This window comes from Sphingomonas sp. (genome assembly GCF_036402235.1).
In the GTDB taxonomy this organism is placed as follows: Bacteria; Pseudomonadota; Alphaproteobacteria; order Sphingomonadales; family Sphingomonadaceae; genus Sphingomonas.
The window spans coordinates 51,158-72,415 of the sequence record NZ_DASWTG010000031.1 but is presented as its reverse complement, the minus strand read 5'-3'; the positions used below and the strand labels follow the sequence as shown (position 1 = coordinate 72,415).

Genomic DNA, 21,258 nt, shown 5'->3' with positions numbered 1-21,258 from the left:
AGCCTTTCCAGCCGGGCGATCTCGTCCAGCGGCAGCTCGGTGAACAGGCGCAGGAACCGGCCGACATCGGCGTCCTCGATATTGCGCCAGAACTGCCAGTAGTCGTACGGGCTCAGCATCTCGGGGTTGAGCCAGACGGCGCCTTGCGCGGTCTTGCCCATCTTGGCGCCGGAGGCGAGCGTGATGAGCGGAGTGGTCAGGCCGTACAGCGCGCGGTCGTCGATGCGCCGGCCGAGCTCGACGCCGTTGACGATATGGCCCCACTGGTCCGATCCGCCGAGCTGCAGCCGGCACGCGGCCCGCCGCGACAGCTCCAGGAAGTCGTAGCCCTGGAGGATCATGTAGTTGAATTCGAGGAAGGTGAGCGGCTGCTCACGCTCCAGGCGCAGTTTCACGCTGTCGAAGGTCAGCATCCGGTTGATCGTGAAGTGACGTCCGACCTCGCGCAGGAATGGTACGTACTGAAGCTCACTCAGCCATTCGTCATTGTTGACCATGACGGCGTCGGTCGGACCGTCCCCGAACGTCAGGAACCGCTCGAATACTCGGCGGATGCCCGCGATGTTGGCGTCGATCTCCTCATCCGTGAGAAGCCGGCGGCTCTCGTCCTTGCCGGTGGGGTCGCCGACCTTCGTCGTCCCGCCGCCCATCAGGACGATCGGCTTGTGCCCGCTCTGCTGCATGCGGCGCAGCAGCATGATCTGGACCAGGCTGCCGACGTGCAGCGACGGCGCAGTCGGATCGAAGCCGATATAGCCGGGCACGATCTCTCGCTGCGCCAGCGCATCGAGCGCGGCAGCATCGGTGACCTGGTGGATGTACCCACGCTGGTCGAGCAGGCGAAGCAGATCGGACGTGTATTCGGTCATGGCGCCGCGGCGATTAGCACAAGTTGCGCCCGCGTCATCCCCCCGCGCAAATCAGGGTAGTAGTTTTGAGACATAACAGTTATTGACATGAACAATGTGCGGTGAGAATAAACGCACAACCGCAGATCGCATGACGATCGCGACTATTGGGGAGGATGACGATGGCTGGACGGCGTTTCGGCGTGCGCGGATTGGGTGCGTGCAGCATCACGGCATTTGCTGCGTGGAGCCTTGCGGCAGCAGTGCCCGCAGCCGCGCAAGAAGCGCCTGAGGCCGAGCCGGCAAGCGAAGGCGAGATCCTCGTCACCGCGCGCCGCCGCGAGGAAAGCCTGCAGGACACGCCGGTCGCGATCTCCGCGTTCAGCGCCGAGATGCTGGAGACCCGCCAGATCCAGCAGACCCAGGATCTCGAGCGCATCACGCCGAGCCTGCAGTTCAAGCCCGCGGGCCAGCTGTCGGGCAACAGCGCCTCATCGGTCGTGTTCATCCGCGGCGTCGGCCAGGTCGATCCGACCGCGGCGGTCGATCCGGGCGTCGGCATCTATCTGGATGAGGTGTATCTGGGCCGTGCCGTCGGCGGCGCGATCGACTTCGGCGATATCGCCAGCGTCGAGGTGTTGCGCGGGCCGCAGGGGACCCTGTTCGGGCGCAACACGATCGGCGGCGCGATCCTGGTGCGCACGAAACAGCCCGAGCTGGGCGAGTTCAGCGGCCGCGCACGCTTCCGCGCGGGCAGCGACGACTGGTATGAGGGATTCGCGGCGCTCAACATTCCGATCGGCGAGACGGTCGCGGCGCGCGTTTCGGGCGGGTTCCGCAAGCGCGACGGCTATGTGATCCGCGCGTTCGACGGGCTCGATCTGGGCAATGAGAATCGCTATTCGCTCGCCGGCTCGCTCAAATGGGAGCCGTCGGCGGACTTCGACCTGGTGGTGCGCGCCGACTACAGCAAGCAGGATGAGCATGGCGCGCCGTTCGTGTTCGCCGGGATCAACGAGCAGGCGCCGGTCGCGGCGATCGTTAGCGTGGCGGCAGGCTGCCCCGGCGCGACCATTCCTTTTGCGCCATTGACGCCGGGCGACCCGCGCTTCGGCGCCCCCAACGTGCCGCTGATCAACGATGCGCGCTGCGCCAACGACTTCCAGGCGCGGGGCGATTTCGTCAATGGCGGCACCGCGGCGGTGATGAGCACGTCGGAGGTGTGGGGGCTCGCCGCGACCGGCAATATCCGGCTGACCGAGCAGGCGACCGTGAAGCTGATCACGGCGTATCGCGAGACGCAATCGCGCGGCATCCGCGATGCGGACAACACGCCGTTCCTGATGATCACCACCGATGTGGGATCGAAGTCGCAGCAGTTCAGCCAGGAGGTCCAGCTGCAGCTCGACCTGGGCAAGGTCAATGCGATCCTGGGCGGCTATTATTTCAACGAGGTCACCAACGAGCGCGCGACCGTGCCGCTGTCCTTCCCGCCCTCGCCGCCGGTGATCGCGTCGCTCCTGGCGGGCGGGCCGGCGACCCGCGATCTCCAGATCTCCCACCTCAAGACCGATTCGGTCGCGGCGTTCGGCGAGCTGAGCTGGGAGCCGGCGGAGGGACTCGAGCTGAGCGGCGGGCTGCGCTACACCTCGGATCGCAAGACCTATCAGGGGACGGTGTTCAACCTGTTCCCCGGCACCTTGCCCGATCCCAGCCCGTTGCCGACGCTGGCGACGTCGCAGGGCGGGCCGCTGTTCATCTTCAACCGCCCATTCACCGAGAGTTTCTCGGCGCTGACCGGATCGGCGAGCGTTCAGTATCGCTGGAACGACGCGATCAGCACCTATGCCTCCTATGCGCGCAGCTTCAAGTCGGGCGGGTTCAACACGCGCTACAACGCCGCGCCCGCCGGCAACTTGCCCGTGCCGTTCGATGAGGAGAAGGTGACCAGCTACGAGATCGGCGCCAAGACCCAGTTCGGCCGGCTGCGCATCAACCTTGCCGCGTTCCAGGCCGAATATCAGGACATCCAGCTGATCTTCCGCCAGGGCGTTGTGCCGCTGCTGTTCAACGCGGGCGAGGCGCGGATCCGCGGCTTCGAGGCCGAGGCGAGCCTGCGCACCGCATGGGGGCTGACGTTCGACGCGGGGCTCAGCATCCTCGACGACAAGATCAAGAGCATCACCCCGGTGCCGGGCGCGACCGCGACGGTGGCGCCGGGCGACGACCTGCCCTTCACGCCCGACTATCAGGCCAATTTCGGCCTCTCCTACGCGATCCCGCTGGACGGGGGGGCGACGCTGACGCCGCGGATCGACGGCAGCTATACCTCGAAGATCAGCTTCATCACGGGCAGTATCCCGCTGATCGAGGAGGACGGCTATTTCGTGAGCAACGCGTCGCTGACGCTCAAGCTCGACAAGGGGATCGAGGTGAGCGGGGGCGTGACCAATCTGTTCGACGAGCGCTATCTGATCCAGGGCAACGCCTCGCTCGCGACGCTGGGCTATGCCGAGCGCATCTTCGCGCGGCCGCGCGCCTGGTATGTGCAGGTGTCGGCGGGGTTCTGAGAGCGGGCGGGGAGCGGCCTCCGCCTCCCTCCCCCGTTCGGGCTGAGCTTGTCGAAGCCCTGTTCTTCTTTCTATCCTCGCGCGATGCTTCATCAACTCGCCTGTCATCCCGACACGCCCGCGAAGTCCATCGACCGGGTGGTTGTCCAGCTCTCCACCACCCAGACACCGGGCGAGCTTTGGTTGGAATATCACGTCGCGCCGTCGGACGAACTGGTCCTGCCGGCCATGGCCAGGCCGAAGCGCACGGACGGCCTCTGGAAATCGACCTGTTTCGAGCTGTTTGCAAAACCGGCGGGCGCCGACGCCTATTTCGAGTTCAATTTTTCGCCTTCATTCCAGTGGGCGGCATATGCGTTCGACGGATACCGGAGCGGGATGCGCAACCTGGACTGGCGGGATCCCGAGATCATTGTCACACCGGAGGTGCCGTACTTCTTTCTCGCGGTGGAGGCCATGCCCGCACTTCCCCCGGTCGCGATGCAGGTCGGCCTCTCCGCGGTGATCGAGGAGATCGACGGCACCAAATCCTATTGGGCGCTGCGCCATCCGCCGGGAAAGCCCGATTTCCATCATCCCGATTGCTTTGCGCTCGAACTCCCGGCACCTGAGCGTCCATGAACTTCGGTATCGACCGGCTGCTTGCCGACCCCGCGCTTCTCTCCCGGCTTCACGGCCGCCGCGTGGCGCTGCTCGCGCATCCGGCGTCGGTGACGGCGGACCTGACCCACAGCCTCGACGCGCTGGTCGCGGCGGGGGTGAAGGTGTCGGCGGTGTTCGGGCCGCAGCACGGCGTGCGCGGCGACCTGCAGGACAATATGATGGAGTCGCCGGACTATACCGATCCCACCTACGGGATGCCGGTATTCAGCCTCTATGGCGAAGTGCGGCGGCCCACGGGCCAGTCGATGCATACGTTCGACGTGATCCTGATCGACCTGCAGGATCTGGGCTGCCGCATCTACACCTATGTGACGACGCTGCTCTACATGCTGGAAGCCGCAGCGCAGCACGGCAAGGAAGTGTGGGTGCTCGACCGGCCCAATCCGGCGGGACGGCCGGTCGAGGGGCTGACGCTGCTGCCCGGCTGGGAGAGCTTCGTGGGCGCAGGGCCGATGCCGATGCGGCACGGCATGACTTTGGGCGAGATGGGCGCTTGGTTCATCGACCAGTTCAGGCTGGATGTCGCCTATCGCGTGATCGAGATGGAGGGCTGGCAGCCGGACGCGGCGCCCGGGTTCGGCTGGCCCACGACACGCGTGTGGATCAACCCCAGCCCCAACGCCGCCAACGTCAACATGGCGCGCGCCTATGCCGGCACGGTGATGCTGGAGGGCACGACCTTGTCCGAGGGGCGCGGGACGACGCGCGCGCTGGAGCTGTTCGGCGCGCCCGATATCGACGCCAAGGCGGTGATCGCCGAGATGCGGCGGATCGCGCCAGAGTGGCTGGCGGGCTGCACGCTGCGCGATTTCTGGTTCCAGCCGACCTTCCACAAGCATGTCGGCGAATTGTGCAGCGGCGTGTTCATCCATGCCGAGGGGGCGGGGTACGACCACGAAGCGTTCCGGCCGTGGCGACTTCAGGCGCTGGGGTTCAGGGCGATCCGGTCGCTCCATCCGGATTATGCGCTGTGGCGCGATTTCCCGTACGAATATGAATTCGACAAGCTGGCGATCGACGTGATCAACGGCGGGCCGGGCCTGCGCGAATGGGTCGATGATGCCGGGGCGGGGCCGGGCGATCTCGACGCCGCGGCGAGGGCGGATGAGGGGGCGTGGGAAGAGGTGCGGCGGCCGTTCCTGCTTTATTGAGTTCAGCTGCCTGGTGCTCGTCACCTCTCATCTCCGTTCGCCCTGAGCTTGTCGAAGGGCTGCGCTTCCTCCGGGTAGAAATACAGGGCTTCGACAAGCTCAGCCCGAACGGGGAAAGGTTGGTCGCGCGATCAATTTTGGGTTCTTCCTTCGTCTCCGAGATTGCCGTAACCGCAGGGATGATGTTGGCGGGGCTCATTTTCGCGACCGAGGACGCAGGCGACAAGCCCGGGACGCTGGCGGCGACGCTGCCGTTCGGGGGCATGACCCTGCTCGAATATCAGGCGCGGCTGCTGGTCGGGGCCGGGGCGGGACAGATACTGGTCGCCGTGACGCGCGTGACGCCGGCCTTGCTGGGCGCGGTCAGCCGCGCGGCGAAGCGCGGCGTGCCGGTCGATATCGTGCGCTCGGCCGCAGAGGCTTCGACCAAGGCGCATCCGCTGGCGAGCGTCGTGGTGCTCGCCGATGGTCTCGTCACCACCGACGATGTCGTCGATAAGATGGCGAACGAGGGCAAGGACGCCATCCTGGTGACGCAGGACCCGTCGGCCTCGCTCGAGCGGGTCGATGCGCGCAATTGCTGGGCCGGGGTCGCGCGCATCCCGGCGCAGCGCATCACGGATATCGCAGCTTTTCCGCCCGACTATGACTTCCAGTCGACGCTGCTGCGCGCGATCGTGCAGGCCGGGGCCGAGCAGGTGCCGCTGCCGCCGAGTGCGGTGCGCGCCGGGCACGGCGTCGAGCGGGACGGCGGGGCGCTCGCCTCGCGCAGCAACGCCGTGCTTGCGGCGCTGACCGAGCGGCGGACGAGCTGGGCGGACCGGCATGTCTTCACCCGGATCGCGCGGCTGGTGTTGCCCAAGGTGGTGGAGAAGGCGGTGCCCGGCTGGGTGCTGATGGCAGGCGGCGTGGCGCTGGGTGCGGGCGCGGCCGCTTTGATCGGCCTGGGCTGGCCGTGGGGGGCGGGCGTGGCGCTGCCGGGCGTCGCCGCGCTGGCGACCGGCGCGGCGCTGTCTGCGCTGCGCGGCGAGGAGAAGCGTGCGGCGGCGCAGGAACATCTGATCGGCGTGATCGCCGCCGCCGTGATCCTGGCGCTCGGCATCATGGAGACGCGGACCGACGCGACGCTGGACGGGCTGATCCTGTCGCTCGTCACGATCGCCGCCGCGCTGATCGGCGAGCGGACGCAGGCGCGGGTGCGGCGCTGGTGGGGCAGTCCGGCGGGCTATCTACTGCTCATCACCCCTTTCGCGATCGCCGGGCGGGTGAGCTGGGGCCTGGCGGCAGTGGCGGTCTATGCCTTTGTCACACTGGCCGCTGCAGTTGAGAGTCGGCGCGAAAAGCCTTAGCTCTGTCTTAACCGCAGTTCCTTTAAGTCCGGGACCATGTCCAAGCCGATTGGCGACATGCGTAAGGGTGCCCATGACGGCGCACAGGCGTTGCTCGCGCGTAGCGCGGCAGCGGACGGCGCGGCGCATCGTGCGCTGGGCGCCGCGATCGCCGATTTCGCGATTCCCGATGACGACCGGCTCGACGAGCGGACGCGCGCCGCGCTGGCACGGCTGCTGCGCGCTCTGATCGCCACCGTCGAGGCCGAGGTCGGCGGCCATGCGGCGCGGCTGCTGCGGACGCAGGGCGAGGCGGCGCTGGCCGATGCGCTGGAAGCGCAGGACGGGACCTCGGACACGCTGCACGCATCGGAACTGCTGCGCGACCCGGCGCTGATGGGCGAATTGATCGCGCGCGTGCGCCAGGATCTGCTGGCGGGCGGCATGGCGGCACAGGCGCAGGACGAGCCCGAGCGGGCGAGCCTGCTCAACCGGCTGGCGCAGCACCCCGACCGGCTGCTGGCGCAGAGCGCCGCGGCGGTGCTGGTGAGCGAGAGCCGCCGGCGCAGCGTGCCCGACAGCGGCCCGCTGCCACAGAGCGATCTGCCCGCCGAGCTGCATCACCGGCTGGTCTGGCACGTCGCGGCCGCGTTGCGGGCGGGGGTTGCCGGCGTCGCGCCCGTTCTGGACGAGGCGCTGGCCGAGGCTGCGCAGCGCAGCCTTGCCGCGCATGACGAGGGCGACCGGCTGGAGGCCGCGGCGATGCGGCTGGCAGCGGCGATCGACGCCCGGCCGGACGAGCTGCCCGGGCTGATGGCCGAGGCGCTGGGCGACCGGCGCGTCGCGCTGTTCGCTGCACTGCTCGCCCATGCGCTGCGAATCGATTTCGACGGGGCGCGTGCGATGACCTTCGACGCGGCGAGCGGGCGGCTGTGGGTCGCGCTGCGGGCGCTCGACTTCAACCGCGGCGCGATCGCGACGATCGGCGTGGCGTTGAGCGAGGCCGATCCGCGCCGCAGTGTCGAGGCGTTCGCGGACCAGCTCGATTCGATCATGGCGGTCGGCGCGGAGGAGGCGCGCGGGGCGATCGCGCCGCTGCGCCTGCCGGCCGAGTATCGCGCGGCGTTGCTGGCATTGCAGGGGCGCGGGCGATGAACGCCTTCGAGCCCAATCTGCCCATTGCGATGGGGCGCATCGGCCCCGACGGGCGGCTGGTGCATGCCGAGGCGCGGCTCGCGGACCTCAATGCGCGCGCCGGGGGCAAAGTGGGGGCGCCGCTGGCAGTGCCGCCGATCGCCTCGATCGCGCGGCTGGCTCAACGGCTGGGGGTCGCGATCTCGCGCGCTGTGGTCGCCGCCGACGGCGAGGAAGACGTCGACCTGTGGGTGCGGGCGGAGCCGGATGCCGAGGGCGTTCGCCTCGAGGTGAGCGGCTGGCGCCCCCGCGCGCCGTGGCAAGCGCCCGAGGGCGACGCGTCGCGCGAGAACGACTTCCTGCAGGCCGAGGCGGATTGGGTGTGGGAGACCGATGCGGCGATGCGGATCACGCACCTGGCCGCGGAGGCCGGGACCGCCCCTGGCTTCGACCCCGCGGCGATGCTGGGTCAGCCACTGACGCTGTTGTTTGCGCTCGAGGCGGATGCGGAGGGCGCGCTGCCGATCCTGACCGCTGCCGCCGAGCAGACCCGCTTCGACGGGCAGATCGCGGAGCTGCGCGGGACCGGGCAGCGGGTGCGGATCTCCGCCAGCCCGCGGATCGACGCATCGGGCCGCTTCGCCGGGTTCAGCGGCGCGGCAGTGCTGGCCGATCCGGGGGAAGAGACGGCGACGGACGTGCAGGCTCCCGCCGATCCCGAATTCACCAGCGCATTCGGCCAGCGGCTCGAAAAGGTGCTGCGCACGCCGCTGACACGCATCATCGCCAATGCCGACAGCATCAGCGCGAAGCTGGATGGGCCGCTGCGCGACGATTATGCCGAATATGCCACCGACATCTCCAATGCCGGGCGGCACCTGCTGTCGCTGGTCGAGGACCTTGCGGACCTGAGCGCGATCGAGCGCGACGACTTCACGGTCGAGATCGAGCCGATCGATCTGGCCGATATCGCGCGCCGTGCCGCGGGGCTGCTCGCGGTGCGGGCGAGTGAGGCGGACGTGCGGATCGAGAAGCCGGGCGCCGACGAGGCGATGCCGGTGGCGGGCGAGTTCCGCCGCGTGCTGCAGATCATGGTCAACCTGATCGGGAATGCGGTGCGCTATTCGCCGCCCGGCGGCCTGGTGTGGGTTCAGATCCAGCGCGAGGGCGCGCTGGGCTGTGTGATCGTCGCCGATCAGGGCAAGGGCATCGCGGTCGAGGACCAGGCCAAGATCTTCGAGAAATTCGGCCGCGTCGATCCGGGCGAGCCGGGCGGAAGCGGGCTTGGCCTGTACATTGCGCGGCGGCTGGCGCGGGCGATGGGCGGGGACATCCTGGTCGACAGTGCCCCGAACGAGGGCGCGCGCTTCGTGCTGACGCTGCCGTACCGCGCGGACTGAGGCGGAACGCTTTCAGGCGCGGCAGGCGGCTGCTATCCATCGGCGATGAGCAGGCTCGAAGCGTTGACCGTCATGCTGGGACTGGCGATCGCCGCGCCGGCACATGCGCAGGAGGCCCCGGCATGCCTCCCGATCGAGACCGGCGACGAGGGCACGCCGATCATCCGCGCCAGGGTCGAGGGCCAGGGGCCGTTCGCGTTCGTGCTCGATACGGCGGCCAGCGGCTCTACGATCGACCCCGCCCGTGCCGCGCAACTCGGCCTGCCGCGCGACGCGAGGGCCGAGCAGGCGCAGGGCATGGGCGGCGGCATCGCGGTTCACTTCCACCGGGTGCGGTCGATGGAGGCGGGGCCGGTCCGGCTGCACGATGCCGTGATCACGGCGATCCCGGCCCCGTCCTTCGACAGCCACGACGTTGCCGGACTGGCAGGCGTCGATCTGCTGGCCGACCGGCTGACGATATGGGCGCCCGCCAGCGGCTGCGTGCGGGTCGGCGCGGGCGGCACCCGGCCGGCAGGCGGGCGATGGCGCCCGGTCGCGGCCAAGTGGCTGCAGCCGTGGAAGATAATGCTGCCGCTGCGGATCGGCGATGCGGGCGGTTGGGCGCTGCTGGACACGGGCGCGCAGTACACGACGCTGAACCCGGCATTCGCACGGCGTGCCGGGCTGGACCCGACCCGCCTGCACGCGGCGGGCTCGATCGAAGGCATTGACGGCCGGCCGCTGCCGCTGCTTCAGGCGGAGGTCGGCGCTGTGTCGCTGGGACCGTGGCAATGGAAGCGGCGCACGGTGCGGGTCGGGGCATTGCCGGTCTTCGACCGCCTCGCGGGCGCCGGCGAGGCGCTCGCGATCCTGGGCATGGACTGGCTGACGACGGAAGGCTTCGCCGTGGACTATCGCAATCAATCGGTGTGGCTGATGGAGCGCCCGGACTCAGGAGAAGTGCGATGACGAAGGCGAAGGCGGTCGTCGACCAGTTGCGAAGCTGGGGGCTGACGCTGCCCGGCGCGCACATCAAGGCGCCCTGGCCCGAGCATGCCGACCTTGCGGTCAACGACAAGACCTTCGCCTATCTCTCGACCGGCGACGCGTTCCAGATGTCGGCGAAGCTGCGCTACACCAGCGAGGTCGCGCTGGCGCTGCCCTATGCCGCCCCTACCGCCTATGGGCTGGGCAAGAGCGGCTGGGTGACCTTCACGCCCGGCGACGACGCGATCCCCGATCTCGCCCAGCTCAAGGACTGGATCGAGGAAAGCTATCGCGCGCAGGCGCCCAAGAAGCTGGTCAAGGAACTGGATGCGCGGGACTGACCGCCGCGAACAGCATCCACAGCGCCATCGCGATCATCATCAGATTCTCGGTCAGCGAGACGAAGCCCAGCGGCACGTTGCTGTCGCCGCCCATGCACGCGCATTTGAGCTCGCGCCGGTCGATATAGACCGCCTTGAACACCGATGCCGCGCCGACGCCGCCGATGAACAAAGCGAGCGGGATCGAGATCCAGTGGAGCGCATTGGCGGTCATCAGCACGCCCGCCGCGCCCTCAGCGAAGGGATAGATATAGCCATAGGGAACCCATCGCTTCGCCAGCAGATCATAGTTCAGGAACATGGTCGAGAAATTCTCGATGTCGCGCAGCTTGAGCAGGGCGAGGACGACCATGCTGAACGAGATGAACCATTCGCCTGCGCGAATCGTGAAGGGCGAGCCGAACGCGGCGTGGCTGGCGGCGAGCGCCATCAGCGCGGTCATCGCGAACACCGCGATCACCGGGGTGTAGCTGGTCTCGCCCCTTGCGGGCACATGCAGGCCGAAATGGCGGCGCAGATCGTCATAGCCGCCGATGCGCCGCCCGCCGATGAAGGTCTGGGGCGTGGTCTGGACGCCATGCTCGGCCTTGAACGCATCGGTCTCCTCGCGCGTGCGCAGCCAGTGATCCTCGACCTTGTAGCCGCGCCGCTCGAGCAGCGACTTGGCCTTGAGGCCATAGGGGCAGGTGTGGCCGGGCATCACCATGCGATGCAGGACGGCGACGGGGCGGGAAGACATGAGCGGGCTCCTTGCGACTCTACGAACCCGGCCTAGATAGGTTCCGTACCATAGTACGGAGTCAAGCGGTGCCTGACATGACGATCGGCGCGCTGGCGAAAGCCGGCGGCGTGGGGGTGGAGACGGTGCGCTACTATCAGCGGCGCGGGTTGCTCGCCGAGCCGGCGCGGGCCGGCGGCGTGCGGCGGTACGACGCGCAGGACGCGCGAAGGCTGCGCTTCATCCGCTCGGCACAGGAAGCGGGGTTCACGCTGATCGAGATCGGCGAGCTGCTCGATCTGGACGCGGGCGAGGACCGGGGGCGCGCGCACGCGCTGGCGCAAGCGCGGATCGCGGCGATCGACGCGCAGGTAGCGAAGCTGACCGCGGCGCGCGCGGCGCTGGAGGGGTTGGCCGAACGCTGCGCGGCCGGGGAAGGGAAGGGGTGTCCGATCCTGGGGGCGTTCGAGCCGCGCTAGATCGTTGCCGCGTGGCCATGGAGGATGCGCAACGCGCGCGCGAGCTGATCGTCGTCGGCGAGGCCGCCGAGCGATACGCGGACGGCATTGGTCTGAGCGCCGTTCGTGGCGAAGCGGTTGGCCGGCATCACCGACAGCCCGGTGGGGCGCATCGCATCGGCAAGATCGTCCGGCGCGACCGCGCCGGGCAGCCGCAGCCACAGGTGATAGCCCTGCGGATGGGCGGTGAAATCCAGCCCCGCCAGCAGCTGCGCGGCGAGGGCCTGCCGCCGGGCGGCCTCGTCGCGCATCGCCGCGACGAGGTGCGCGGCAGTGCCGTCGTCGATCCAGCGCGTGAGCATCGCGGCGTTGAGCGGCGGCGCCATCACCGCGCTCTGATGGATCTGGGCCGAGAGCTGGAGCGCTGCAGCGAGATTGGGCGCGCGCACGAACGCCACGCGCAGCGCGGGCGAGATGATCTTGGAGGCACTGGCGATATACCAGCTGCGGTCCGGCGCACTGGCGGCAACGGGCGCGAGCGGCGAGGCGGCGAGGGGGCCGTAGGCGTCGTCCTCGATCAGCTGCAGATCATGACGGGCAGCGGCGGCCGCGATCTCCCGGCGCGCGGTCTTGTCCAGCGTCTCGGCGGTCGGATTGTCGTTGGTAGGAACGAGGTAGATCGCGCGGATCCCCGGCTCGGCGGCGCAGGCGGCGGCGATCGAGGTCGCGTCGAGAGTCTCCAGCCCGAGGAGGCGGAGGCCCATGCGCTGGGCAAGCGCGCGCAGCCCCGAATAGACGAATGTCCGGCACAGGATCGCGTCGCCCGGGCGCAGCGCAACGCCGAGGATGGCGTGCAGCGCATTCTGGCCGCCGGCCGCGAGGATGAGCTGATCAGGCTCGGCAGCCAGGCCCAGCGTATCGAGGAAGCGGACGCCGGCGGCGCGGTCCTCGGCGCTGCCGCCCATCGCCTGATATTGCAGCCGCAACGGCGAGGCATCGAGCAGCAGCGTTTGCACGGTTTCGGCGATGGTGCGTGCGAGCAGGCCGCCGGGAAGCTCGGGGGGCAGGTTCATGCCGGTATCGACGCGGGCGAGATCGGCGATCTCGACGCGCTGCGGCGCACGCACGAAGCTGCCCGCACGGCCGCGCGCCTCGATCAGGCCGCGGCGGCGGGCGGCATCATAGGCGCGGGTGACGGTGGTGAGATCAACCCCCAGCCGCGTGGCGAGGTCGCGCTGCGGCGGCAGGCGCGTACCGCCGGGCAAATCGCCGCGATCGATCGCCGCGGCCAGCGCATCGGCGATGACGGCGTATTTCGCGCCTGCAAGGCCATCGAGATCGGGAAGCCAGCCATCAGCCATTGGGTGGCGTATCGCGCGAATCCGCTTCGGCGTGCAACTTCGCCCAGAGCCTGGCGGTGCCCGCTTCCTGCGCGTTATTGAGATATTGCGAGGCGACCAGCCAGCCCTTGATCGGGCGCAGCGGCAGCACGCAGCCGATCACCATCATCGGGATGGTGGTGAGGAAATGGACCCAGAAAGGCGGGTCGAACGCGACTTGGAACCACACGCCCACGAACGTCAGCGGGAAGGCGACGAAGCACAGCGAGAAGAAGGCGGGGCCGTCGTCCGGCGAGGCGAAGCGATAGTCGAGGCCGCACGCGCCGCATTTCCGGGTGATCTTGAGCCAGCCGGCGAACATCGTTGGCGCGCCGCAGCGGACGCACAGCCCCTTCCACCCGGTCCGCAAAATCCAGCCCAGCTTGTCCTGCCGTTCCTCGGGTTGCATTGTATGGCCTCAATACGAAAATTGTATCCATACAATAATAGCGGGATCGAGGATGTTCAAGTCCGCGCCCGTCGAGACATGGGCCTTTGGTCTGCGCGGCGGACGCGCTATCCTGCTGGAAGCCTTTCGCAGGAGCAGAGATGGCCAAGCACCGCATCTACGCGATGAGCCTGGCGAGCGTGTATCCGCACTATATCGCCAAGGCGGAGAAGAAGGGGCGGACCCGGGCCGAGGTCGACGAGATCATTCGCTGGCTGACCGGCTACAGCCAGGAACAGCTCGAGGCGCATCTGGAGGCGAAGACCAATTTCGAGGATCTCTTCGCGCAGGCGCCGCGGCTCAACCCCGCGCGGAGGCTGATCACCGGCGTGATCTGCGGCGTGCGGATCGAGGCGATCGAGGACCCACTGATGCGCGAGCTGCGCTATATGGACAAGATGATCGACGAGCTGGCCAAGGGCCGGCCGATGGCGAAGATCCTGCGGGGGTAGTTTTCGGATTCCGTCGATGGCGGCTATTGGGTGGTTAGCGGCCGGCCCTCCGCGTAAAGCCGCTTGATCTCGGAGATGGACCGGATGGCACAAAGCACATTAGACCGGCGAAATTGGTGGTTGGCCCTGCTCCCGATCCTGATCGCTTTCAGCCTCCTGATTTGGCAATCGCAGCTCCGGTACGGATGGCTTGAGATGGCGCTTGGGAACAATGCGCTGATATTCTGGCCGGCCGTCTTGGCGTGGGCTGTCCTGCTGGTCACAGGATTCAAACAGCATCGTTGGTGGTGGCTGCTTCTGACCGTTCCGATCGTATTGTACCCTGTTATTGGCTCTGCCTTCGTTGTCAGTTCCTGTGCGGCCGGTAGCTGTCTCTAGCTCAACACCCGCAATGGGGTCATCAGCGGTCATAGCCCTCTCCGTCATCCCGGCCTTGTGCCGGGATCCGCCGGGAGGTGGGCCCTGGACACGAGGCCCCTCGCATCGCGTGCGGCGCCGTGGATCCCGGCACCAGGCCGGGATGACGGTGGAGCGTAGGCCATGCGAGTCCAACGAAAAGGCCCGCCGGATCGCTCCGGCGGGCCTTTTTCCTGTCCGGTCAGCGGATCAGCGCTTGTCGACGGGAACGTAGTCGCGCTGCGTCGGGACGGTGTAGAGCTGGCGCGGGCGGCCGATCTTCTGGTCGGGATCGCTGATCATCTCGTTCCACTGCGCGACCCAGCCGACGGTGCGGGCGAGGGCGAAGAGGACGGTGAACATGGTGGTCGGGAAGCCGATCGCCGACAGGATCACGCCCGAGTAGAAATCGACGTTCGGGTAGAGCTTCTTCTCGATGAAGTAATCGTCCTTGAGCGCGATCTGCTCGAGTTCGCGCGCGGTGTCGAGCACCGGGTCGCTGATGCCGAGCTTGTCCAGCACGTCCGCGGCTGCCTGGCTGAGCACCTTCGCGCGCGGGTCGAAATTCTTGTAGACGCGGTGGCCGAAGCCCATCAGGCGGAACGGGTCGTCCTTGTTCTTGGCGCGCGCGATGTACTCGGGGATGCGCTCGGGGCGGCCGATCTCACGCAGCATGTTGAGCGCGGCTTCGTTGGCGCCGCCATGTGCCGGGCCCCACAGGCAGGCGATGCCCGCCGCGATGCACGCGAACGGGTTGGCGCCCGACGAGCCGGCGAGCCGCACGGTCGAGGTCGAGGCGTTCTGCTCGTGATCGGCGTGCAGGATGAAGATCTTGTCCATAGCCGATTCCACCACCGGATCGACCACATATTCCTCGGCCGGGACGCCGAAGGTCATGCGCAGGAAGTTGCCGGTGTAGGACAGCGAATTGTCCGGATAGAGGAAAGGCTGTCCGACGCTGTACTTGTACGCCATTGCCGCGATCGTGGGCATCTTGGCGATCAACCGGTGCGACGCGACCATGCGCTGGTGCGGGTCCGAGATGTCGGTCGAATCATGGTAGAAGGCCGAGAGCGCGCCGACCACGCCGCACATGATCGCCATCGGGTGCGCGTCGCGGCGGAAGCCGCGGTAGAAGGTCGCGAGCTGCTCGTGCAGCATGGTGTGGCGGGTGATCGTGTTGGAGAATTTGTCGAGCTCGCCCTTGTTAGGCAGCTCGCCGTTCAGCAGCAGATAGGCAACTTCCATAAAGCTCGACTGCTCGGCGAGCTGATCGATCGGATAGCCGCGGTGGAGCAGGATGCCCTGGTCGCCGTCGATATAGGTCAGGCCCGACTCGCATGACGCGGTCGAGGTGAAGCCCGGGTCGTAGGTGAACATGCCCGACTGGCCGTAGAATTTGCGGATATCGACGACCTCGGGACCGACGCTACCCTTTCGGACCGGATAATCCTTGTCGCCGAGTTTGAGGGTGGAGTCGGTCATGGTCTTCATCCTTTCGTTCAGCCCCGGACGCCGGAACCGGCAGGGGCTTTCGTCTGGTCGGCGATCCGGCCCAGGCTTTCCTCGCGCCCCAACAGGACGAGGACGTCGAAGATGCCAGGCGAGGTCCGGCGCCCCGTGAGCGCCGCGCGGAGCGGCTGTGCGACCGCCCCCAGTTTGACCCCTCCCGACTCCGCCACCTGGCGTACCGCCGCTTCGAGCGCCTCCGTATTCCAGTCCGCGACGGCGTCAAGCGCGGCGTGAAGCTGGGCTAAAAGGCTTTGTGCGTCGCCCTCTAGCAGAGCTTGTGCATCTGCGTCCATTTCCAGGGGGCGAGTGCGAAAGAGAAAGGCGGCGCCGTCCGCGATTTCAAGGAGATTCGCAGCGCGAGGCTTCAGCGCATACATGCTGCGTTGCAGAAGCTCGATCTGCTGCGGCGACGCTGCGAAGGGCAGGAACGGCGCGGCGAGCTGCGCGAGTCGCGCATCGTCCGCGGCGCGGATATAGTGGCCGTTGAGGCTGTCGAGCTTCTTGAGATCGAAGCGCGAAGGGGATTTGCCGACGCCTGACAGGTCGAACCATTCGACTGCCTGCTCTCGGCTGATGATCTCGTCGTCGCCATGGCCCCAGCCGAGGCGAAGGAGGTGGTTGAACAGCGCTTCGGGCAGCACGCCGAGCTCGTCGCGATAGGCGTCGACGCCTATCGCGCCGTGGCGCTTGGACAGCTTCGCGCCGTCCGCGCCGTGGATCAGCGGGATGTGCGCGTAGATCGGCTCGGGCCACTCCATCGCGTTGATGATCAGCAGCTGGCGGAACGCGTTGTTCAAATGATCGTCGCCGCGGATGACGTGGGTCACGCCCATGTCCTGGTCGTCGACCACCACCGCGAGCATATAGGTCGGCGTGCCGTCCGAGCGGAGCAGGATCATGTCGTCCAGCTCGGCATTCTGGACGGTGACCTCGCCCTGCACCGCGTCGCGGATCGTCGTCGCGCCCTCACGCGGGGCGCGGATGCGGACGACGTGGGGCTGGTCGAGCGGGCCGTCGTTGCGGTCACGCCACGGGCTGCGGATGCGATAGGGCTTCTTCGCCGCCTGCGCTTCCTCGCGCTGCGCGGAAATCTCTTCCTGGCTCATCCAGCAGCGATAGGCATGGCCGGAGTCGAGCATCGCATGCGCGACTTCGGCATGCCGGTCGGCGCGGGCGAACTGATAGACCTCGTCGCCGTCCCAATCGAGGCCGAGCCAGCGCATCCCGTCGAGGATCGCTTCGATCGCGGCATCGGTCGAGCGGGCGCGATCGGTATCCTCGATGCGCAGCAGGAACTTGCCGCCATGGTGGCGGGCGAAAAGCCAGTTGAACAGCGCGGTGCGCGCGCCGCCGATATGCAGAAACCCCGTCGGCGACGGGGCGAAGCGCGTGACGATTTGCGTGCCCGCGGCGGGCTGCGATGTTGCGCTCAAGCGCGCTTGCTCCCAAGACATGTGATCGATGGCCAGTTCAGCCGCGAGCGCCCCTAGCACGGGGTTTCGCCCGCTTCAAATCGCGGGGGGATGGCGCTTCGGCGAACGACTTGAGCGCTGGCTGGAGGCCGAGCGCGGGCAGATCGTGCTGTGGATTCCGGTGATGCTGGGCGCAGGAATCGCCGCATGGTTCGCACTGCCCGATGCGGGCCGGTGGAGCGCGGTGATGCTCGGCGGACTGGGGGTCGCCGCAGCCGGACTGGCGCTGGGCGGCGGCGGGCGTGCCGCGCGCTGCGCGGCGGTGGCCGGGCTGCTGGTGGCGCTGGGCTGCGCGCTGATCTGGTGGCGGGCCGAGCGGGTGGCTGCGCCGGTGCTGGCGCGCGCCGCGATCGTCGCGTTCCAGGGCAAGGTCGAGCGGGTCGAGCAATTGCCGGCGCGGGACATGGTGCGGGTGCGGATCGCGCCCGAGGCCGGGGCCGGCCTGCCCCCCGCGGTGCGTGTCAACCTCGATGCGAAGGACGTGCCCGCGGGCCTCACGCGCGGGGCGGTGGTGAAGCTGCGCGCGCGCCTGATGCCGCCCGCGCCGCCCGCGGTGCCCGGCGCCTATGATTTCGAGCGGGTGGCGTGGTTCGACCGGCTGGGGGCGAGCGGGCGCGGGTTCGCGCCGGTCGAGATCGTCACGCCGGGCGAGGCGAAGAGCGGGCTGCGCGAACGTCTGACGGCGCATGTCCAGCGCCAGATCGAGGGAAGCGCGGGCGGGATCGCGGCTTCGCTGGTCACCGGCGATCGCGGCGCGATCTCCGAAGCGGATGGCGAGGCGTTGCGGCGATCGGGGCTGGCGCACCTGCTGTCGGTGAGCGGGCTGCACGTCACCGCGGTGGTCGGCGCGACGATGCTGCTGGTGCTGCGGCTGCTCGCGCTCAGCCCCGCGCTCGCGCTGCGCTGGCCGCTGCCGGTGGTCGCGGCGGGCGCCGCGGGGGTCGCGGCGGTGGGCTACACGCTGCTGACCGGGGCGGAGGTGCCGACGGTGCGGTCGTGCATCGCCGCGCTGATGGTGCTGGCGGCGATGATGCTGGGGCGCGAGGCGATCACGTTGCGGCTGGTGGCGTTCGGCGCGCTGGCCGTGCTGCTGCTGTGGCCCGAGGCGCTGATGGGGCCGAGCTTCCAGATGAGCTTCGCCGCGGTGACCGCGATCGTCGCGCTGCATGAGAGCAGACGGGTGCGCGGCTGGTTCGAGCGGCGCGAGGAGGGATGGGGCCGGCGGTTCGCGCGCGGCGCCGGATCGCTGCTGCTGACGGGCCTTGTCGTCGAGATCGCGCTGACGCCGATCGCACTGTTCCACTTCCACAAGTCCGGCGTCTATGGCGCGCTGGCGAACATCGTCGCGATCCCGCTCACCACCTTCGTCATCATGCCGCTGGAGGCGGCGGCGCTGTTCCTCGACACGGCCGGGCTGGGCGCGCCCTTCTGGTGGCTGGCGGGGAAGGCGCTGGGGCTGCTGCTGTGGATCGCGCATGCCGCGGCGAACGCGCCCGGCGCGCTGGCGATGCTGCCGGGGATGCCGGGCGGCGCCTATGCGCTGATGGTGGCGGGGGGATTGTGGTTCGCGCTGTGGAAGACGCGGGTGCGGCTGGCGGGGCTGGTCCCTGCGGCGACGGGCGCGGCATGGGCGCTGGCGACGCCGATGCCCGACTTGCTGGTGACGGGGGATGGGCGTCACCTGGCCCTGCGCACCGCGGGCGGCGAGATCGCGCTGCTGCGGGATCGCGCGGGCGACTATGTGCGCGACATGCTGGCGGAGAATGGCGGGGTCGATGCCGAGCTCCCCGCGCTGGCGGAGCAGCAGGAGGCGCGATGCAGCCCGGACCTGTGCCTGATCGATGTCGAGCGTGAGGGGCGGCGCTGGCGGATCGCGGCGACGCGGAGCGGCTATCTGGTGCCGTGGCGCGAGATGATGGCGGTGTGCCGCTCGGCGGACATCGTCGTCGCGGACCGGAGGCTGCCGCCGGGTTGCCAGCCCAAATGGGTGAAGCTCGACCGTGCGATGCTGGCGCGAACGGGCGGGGTGGCGATCACGCTGGGCACGCCGCCGCAGGTGCGCACGGTGCGGCGGGCAGGCGCTCGGCATCCGTGGATCGAGGCGGAGCGGGTGGCAGCAAGGCGCGATTGAGCGAGCCAACGCCGGACGGTCCGAGAAGTTGACGATGTTACGCGAAACGCGATTCATTCTGTCAACTTGGTCGCCTCTGTGAGGCGGGTGTCAGGCAGGGCCGACCGCGCGGATCGACGACATCAAAGAGCGGCTGCGGGGCAGCCCGACGACGCAAGCAAATCAATTCCAACATTGCAAGCGGGCAGCTGTTGGATGGCTAGCGGGCATAAGTCCCTCTCCCTTTGGGAGAGGGAGGGAGCCGACGCAGTCGGCGGAAGGGCGAGGGCAGGGCGCTTGTCTCTCAACCTGCCCTCACCCTTCCCACCGCTTCGCGGCGGGCTCCTTCCCTTTCCCAAAGGAAGAGGGAAGCAACATCCGCTATGGGGTCGCGAGCTGGCGTTCCCCTTTATCCGCCATCTCGGGTCTCGCGCCGGGAGCTGCCCGGAGGCGATCTGGCGGCGCGAGGCGCTGCCGAGTCGTTCGCGGCACCGTGGATCCCGGCACAAGGCCGGGATGACGGGTCGTTTGCGATGCCGGCGACTTCTCCTCCGCTACCCCATCCCCGGATAGCGCGCGAACTCCGGCAGCGTATGCGCCTCCTTCATCCACTCAATGCGCTCGGCGACCTGGATATGCGCGCCGGCGGGCAGGGCGTCCGGGTCGTCGAGGGTCGCCGCCTGGGCATCGACGATGCCGGGCAGGTTCTGCGCATTGCGATAGAACAGGCCGGTGCCGCAGATACCGCAGAAATAGCGGCGGCCATGCTCGGACGAGGCATATTCGCGCGGCTCGCCCTGCGTCACGGTCAGCGCATCCTCCTGGAACATCGCCCAGCCGACCATCGGTGCGCCCGATGCGCGGCGGCAGTCGGTGCAATGGCACAGGGCATGGTGCATGGGATCGCCGTTGAGGGCGTAGCGGATCGCGCCGCAATGGCAGCCGCCTTCTAGGGTGGTCATGGCTCTCTCCTGTCGTTCGTTGCGGGACGAAGCACAGGATAGACGCGGCGCACATGCCCTCAATTACCGGTGAGGTAATCGCGCGCAACCATGCCACCCGGCACCGCCCGGCCCAACCATCAATGGAAAGGGCGGCCGGAGCCGCCCTTACTGGTTCAGTAGCGCCGCAGCAGCCCGGCGAGGCGGCCCTGCACCCGCACCTGATCGGGGCGGTAGCGCTGCGCGTCATAGGCGCGGTTCGCCGGATCGAGCCGGACCATGCTGCCCTCATTGCGGAAATATTTGAGCGTCGCCTCATTGTCCTCGATCAGCGCCACGACGATCTCGCCGTCGCGCGCGGTCTCCTGCCGGCGGATCAGCGCATAGTCGCCGTCGAAGATGCCGGCCTCGACCATCGAGTCACCCGCGACCTCGAGCGCATAATGCTCACCCGAGCCGAGCAGCGCAGCGGGGACGGGAAGCATCGTCGAGCCTTCCAGCGCCTCGATCGGCACGCCCGCGGCGATGCGGCCATGAAGGGGGATCTCGATCACGTCGTTCGCGGGCTGCGGCGCAGGGCGCTCGAGCGTCACAACGTTGCTCTTCGGCGCAGGCGCCGCCTTCTTCGGCTCGCCGCGCTCGGGCATCTTGAGCACTTCGAGCGCGCGTGCGCGATTGGGCAGGCGGCGCAGGAAGCCGCGCTCCTCGAGCGCCGAGATCAGCCGGTGGACGCCCGACTTCGACTTGAGATCGAGCGCGTCCTTCATCTCCTCGAACGAAGGCGACACGCCGGTATCGTTCAAGCGGTCGGCGATGAAGCAGATCAGCTCATGCTGCTTCTTCGTAAGCATCGGGGACGTCCTCCATCCAGAACAGACGCGGAACGTTTACGCCTTGTTCCACCTGTCTGTCAAGCGAGACGCGTTGGTGGTGGTGAGGCAGGTTGAAGCAGGCGCCTCACATTCCTG

Annotated in this window: 20 protein-coding genes; 11 read left to right on the top strand and 9 right to left on the bottom strand. The window is 68.4% G+C overall.

What is annotated here, in order from left to right:
• Positions 1 to 869 (bottom strand): tyrosine--tRNA ligase (gene tyrS / locus VGD28_RS06600; RefSeq protein ID WP_331027538.1); only part of this gene is annotated, 869 nt, incomplete at its 3' end.
• Positions 870 to 1,030: 161 nt separating this feature from the next.
• Here tyrS and VGD28_RS06595 point away from each other — a divergent pair.
• From VGD28_RS06595 to VGD28_RS06560, 8 genes are all read left to right on the top strand, one after another.
• The gene (locus tag VGD28_RS06595; RefSeq protein WP_331027537.1) at positions 1,031 to 3,418 is read left to right on the top strand and encodes a TonB-dependent receptor; all 2,388 of its coding nucleotides are present in this window, start codon (positions 1,031 to 1,033) and stop codon (positions 3,416 to 3,418) included.
• Between the two features lie 84 nt (positions 3,419 to 3,502).
• Positions 3,503 to 4,039: a DOMON-like domain-containing protein gene (locus VGD28_RS06590; protein ID WP_331027536.1), complete on the top strand. Its 537-nt coding sequence runs from the start codon at positions 3,503 to 3,505 to the stop codon at positions 4,037 to 4,039.
• The gene (locus tag VGD28_RS06585; protein WP_331027535.1) at positions 4,036 to 5,232 is read left to right on the top strand and encodes a DUF1343 domain-containing protein; all 1,197 of its coding nucleotides are present in this window, start codon (positions 4,036 to 4,038) and stop codon (positions 5,230 to 5,232) included. The genes VGD28_RS06590 and VGD28_RS06585 overlap by 4 nt, the downstream gene beginning before the upstream one ends.
• Before the next feature lie 182 nt (positions 5,233 to 5,414).
• A complete protein-coding gene (locus VGD28_RS06580) occupies positions 5,415 to 6,581 on the top strand; it encodes a hypothetical protein (RefSeq protein ID WP_331027534.1) in 1,167 nt (388 codons plus the stop codon).
• A gap of 57 nt (positions 6,582 to 6,638) precedes the next feature.
• Positions 6,639 to 7,715, top strand: a complete 1,077-nt coding sequence (locus tag VGD28_RS06575; protein ID WP_331027533.1) for a DUF2336 domain-containing protein — start codon at positions 6,639 to 6,641, stop codon at positions 7,713 to 7,715.
• Entirely contained in the window at positions 7,712 to 9,094 is a 1,383-nt protein-coding gene (locus VGD28_RS06570; protein WP_331027532.1) for a PAS domain-containing sensor histidine kinase, read from the top strand. The genes VGD28_RS06575 and VGD28_RS06570 overlap by 4 nt, the downstream gene beginning before the upstream one ends.
• Before the next feature lie 45 nt (positions 9,095 to 9,139).
• Positions 9,140 to 10,045 carry a retroviral-like aspartic protease family protein gene (locus tag VGD28_RS06565; RefSeq protein ID WP_331027531.1) on the top strand — a complete coding sequence of 302 codons (906 nt, stop codon included), beginning with the start codon at positions 9,140 to 9,142 and terminating at the stop codon, positions 10,043 to 10,045.
• Positions 10,042 to 10,404 (top strand): MmcQ/YjbR family DNA-binding protein, encoded by a 363-nt coding sequence (locus VGD28_RS06560; protein WP_331027530.1) that lies wholly within the window; start codon positions 10,042 to 10,044, stop codon positions 10,402 to 10,404. Before VGD28_RS06565 ends, VGD28_RS06560 begins: the two co-directional genes overlap by 4 nt.
• Here VGD28_RS06560 and VGD28_RS06555 read toward each other — a convergent pair.
• Positions 10,379 to 11,143 (bottom strand): glutaredoxin family protein, encoded by a 765-nt coding sequence (locus VGD28_RS06555; protein WP_331027529.1) that lies wholly within the window; start codon positions 11,141 to 11,143, stop codon positions 10,379 to 10,381. The two genes, VGD28_RS06560 and VGD28_RS06555, sit on opposite strands and share 26 nt — an antisense overlap.
• Positions 11,144 to 11,220: 77 nt before the next feature.
• Here VGD28_RS06555 and VGD28_RS06550 point away from each other — a divergent pair, with 77 nt between their 5' ends.
• Positions 11,221 to 11,601 carry a MerR family transcriptional regulator gene (locus tag VGD28_RS06550; protein WP_331027540.1) on the top strand — a complete coding sequence of 127 codons (381 nt, stop codon included), beginning with the start codon at positions 11,221 to 11,223 and terminating at the stop codon, positions 11,599 to 11,601.
• On the opposite strand, the gene VGD28_RS06545 is transcribed toward VGD28_RS06550, so the two are convergent.
• Both VGD28_RS06545 and VGD28_RS06540 read right to left on the bottom strand, forming a co-directional pair.
• A complete protein-coding gene (locus tag VGD28_RS06545; protein ID WP_331027528.1) occupies positions 11,598 to 12,941 on the bottom strand; it encodes a PLP-dependent aminotransferase family protein in 1,344 nt (447 codons plus the stop codon). The genes VGD28_RS06550 and VGD28_RS06545 overlap by 4 nt on opposite strands.
• Complete coding sequence (locus VGD28_RS06540) at positions 12,934 to 13,368, bottom strand: DUF983 domain-containing protein (protein WP_331027527.1); 435 nt, start codon at positions 13,366 to 13,368, stop codon at positions 12,934 to 12,936. The genes VGD28_RS06545 and VGD28_RS06540 overlap by 8 nt, the downstream gene beginning before the upstream one ends.
• 140 nt (positions 13,369 to 13,508) lie before the next feature.
• Between VGD28_RS06540 and VGD28_RS06535 the strand changes: the two genes are divergently transcribed.
• Positions 13,509 to 13,859 carry a DUF2200 domain-containing protein gene (locus VGD28_RS06535; RefSeq protein ID WP_331027526.1) on the top strand — a complete coding sequence of 117 codons (351 nt, stop codon included), beginning with the start codon at positions 13,509 to 13,511 and terminating at the stop codon, positions 13,857 to 13,859.
• 99 nt (positions 13,860 to 13,958) lie between these two features.
• On the opposite strand, the gene VGD28_RS06530 is transcribed toward VGD28_RS06535, so the two are convergent.
• From VGD28_RS06530 to gltX, 3 genes are all read right to left on the bottom strand, one after another.
• Complete coding sequence (locus VGD28_RS06530) at positions 13,959 to 14,270, bottom strand: hypothetical protein (protein ID WP_331027525.1); 312 nt, start codon at positions 14,268 to 14,270, stop codon at positions 13,959 to 13,961.
• Between the two features lie 195 nt (positions 14,271 to 14,465).
• Entirely contained in the window at positions 14,466 to 15,740 is a 1,275-nt protein-coding gene (locus VGD28_RS06525; protein ID WP_331027524.1) for a citrate synthase, read from the bottom strand.
• 17 nt (positions 15,741 to 15,757) lie between these two features.
• Complete coding sequence (gene gltX, locus VGD28_RS06520; protein ID WP_331027523.1) at positions 15,758 to 17,221, bottom strand: glutamate--tRNA ligase; 1,464 nt, start codon at positions 17,219 to 17,221, stop codon at positions 15,758 to 15,760.
• A gap of 7 nt (positions 17,222 to 17,228) precedes the next feature.
• Here gltX and VGD28_RS06515 point away from each other — a divergent pair, with 7 nt between their 5' ends.
• Positions 17,229 to 19,370 (top strand): ComEC/Rec2 family competence protein, encoded by a 2,142-nt coding sequence (locus VGD28_RS06515; RefSeq protein WP_414714473.1) that lies wholly within the window; start codon positions 17,229 to 17,231, stop codon positions 19,368 to 19,370.
• Positions 19,371 to 19,903: 533 nt separating this feature from the next.
• Here the strand turns inward: VGD28_RS06515 and VGD28_RS06510 are convergent.
• Positions 19,904 to 20,311 carry a GFA family protein gene (locus VGD28_RS06510; RefSeq protein ID WP_331027522.1) on the bottom strand — a complete coding sequence of 136 codons (408 nt, stop codon included), beginning with the start codon at positions 20,309 to 20,311 and terminating at the stop codon, positions 19,904 to 19,906.
• 155 nt (positions 20,312 to 20,466) lie between these two features.
• A complete protein-coding gene (gene lexA, locus VGD28_RS06505) occupies positions 20,467 to 21,141 on the bottom strand; it encodes a transcriptional repressor LexA (protein WP_331027521.1) in 675 nt (224 codons plus the stop codon).
• Positions 21,142 to 21,258: the final 117 nt, after the last annotated feature.

Bases quoted from the DNA above. Each gene is read 5' to 3' on its own strand.
- VGD28_RS06510 (WP_331027522.1), bottom strand. From the start codon at position 20,311: ATGACCACCCTAGAAGGCGGCTGCCATTGCGGCGCGATCCGCTACGCC.
- VGD28_RS06595 (WP_331027537.1), top strand. From the start codon at position 1,031: ATGGCTGGACGGCGTTTCGGCGTGCGCGGATTGGGTGCGTGCAGCATC.
- gltX (WP_331027523.1), bottom strand. From the start codon at position 17,221: ATGTCTTGGGAGCAAGCGCGCTTGAGCGCAACATCGCAGCCCGCCGCG.
- VGD28_RS06570 (WP_331027532.1), top strand. From the start codon at position 7,712: ATGAACGCCTTCGAGCCCAATCTGCCCATTGCGATGGGGCGCATCGGC.
- VGD28_RS06580 (WP_331027534.1), top strand. From the start codon at position 5,415: ATGTTGGCGGGGCTCATTTTCGCGACCGAGGACGCAGGCGACAAGCCC.
- VGD28_RS06565 (WP_331027531.1), top strand. From the start codon at position 9,140: ATGAGCAGGCTCGAAGCGTTGACCGTCATGCTGGGACTGGCGATCGCC.
- VGD28_RS06590 (WP_331027536.1), top strand. From the start codon at position 3,503: ATGCTTCATCAACTCGCCTGTCATCCCGACACGCCCGCGAAGTCCATC.
- VGD28_RS06525 (WP_331027524.1), bottom strand. From the start codon at position 15,740: ATGACCGACTCCACCCTCAAACTCGGCGACAAGGATTATCCGGTCCGA.
- VGD28_RS06560 (WP_331027530.1), top strand. From the start codon at position 10,042: ATGACGAAGGCGAAGGCGGTCGTCGACCAGTTGCGAAGCTGGGGGCTG.
- lexA (WP_331027521.1), bottom strand. From the start codon at position 21,141: ATGCTTACGAAGAAGCAGCATGAGCTGATCTGCTTCATCGCCGACCGC.
- VGD28_RS06535 (WP_331027526.1), top strand. From the start codon at position 13,509: ATGGCCAAGCACCGCATCTACGCGATGAGCCTGGCGAGCGTGTATCCG.
- VGD28_RS06550 (WP_331027540.1), top strand. From the start codon at position 11,221: ATGACGATCGGCGCGCTGGCGAAAGCCGGCGGCGTGGGGGTGGAGACG.
- VGD28_RS06545 (WP_331027528.1), bottom strand. From the start codon at position 12,941: ATGGCTGATGGCTGGCTTCCCGATCTCGATGGCCTTGCAGGCGCGAAA.
- VGD28_RS06585 (WP_331027535.1), top strand. From the start codon at position 4,036: ATGAACTTCGGTATCGACCGGCTGCTTGCCGACCCCGCGCTTCTCTCC.
- VGD28_RS06515 (WP_414714473.1), top strand. From the start codon at position 17,229: ATGGCCAGTTCAGCCGCGAGCGCCCCTAGCACGGGGTTTCGCCCGCTT.
- VGD28_RS06555 (WP_331027529.1), bottom strand. From the start codon at position 11,143: ATGTCTTCCCGCCCCGTCGCCGTCCTGCATCGCATGGTGATGCCCGGC.
- VGD28_RS06540 (WP_331027527.1), bottom strand. From the start codon at position 13,368: ATGCAACCCGAGGAACGGCAGGACAAGCTGGGCTGGATTTTGCGGACC.
- VGD28_RS06575 (WP_331027533.1), top strand. From the start codon at position 6,639: ATGCGTAAGGGTGCCCATGACGGCGCACAGGCGTTGCTCGCGCGTAGC.
- VGD28_RS06530 (WP_331027525.1), bottom strand. From the start codon at position 14,270: ATGACCGCTGATGACCCCATTGCGGGTGTTGAGCTAGAGACAGCTACC.